The following is a 451-nucleotide window of genomic DNA, read 5'->3' as shown; positions in this document are numbered from 1 at the left end:
TGGCAGCACCGTCAGCACCACCATCACTGGCGCTACCGGCGGCAACTTTGAAAACCTGGTGCCGAGCACCACGCCCGCCGTGACGACCGTTACCGACTCGACCGATACCACTGGCCTGAGCCTCACCGCCACCAATACGGTCACCGAAGGCGGCCAGATCACCTACACCGCGACGCTGACCAACCCGGCGCAGACGCCGGTCACCGTCACGCTGTCCAATGGTTCAGTGATCACCATCAAGGCCGGTGAGTCTGTCGGTACCGTGGTCGTCGATACACCGGCGAACGATGTCTACGTCAACGGCAGCACCGTCAGTACCACCATCACTGGCGCTACCGGCGGCAACTTTGAAAACCTGGTGCCGAGCACCACGCCCGCCGTGACGACCGTTACCGACTCGGTCGATACCACTGGCCTGAGCCTCACCGCCACCAATACGGTCACCGAAGGT

Annotated in this window: 1 protein-coding gene; it reads left to right on the top strand. The window is 63.0% G+C overall.

Features of this window, described 5'->3' with window-relative positions; all coding sequences use genetic code 11:
* On the top strand, positions 1-451 hold a 451-nt coding region (locus AC6CIA_RS26420), incomplete at both ends, for an immunoglobulin-like domain-containing protein (RefSeq protein ID WP_498316102.1).

Source organism: Pseudomonas sp. GQ91, from assembly GCF_059758795.1.
This window is presented reverse-complemented; position numbering and strand designations above follow the sequence as displayed.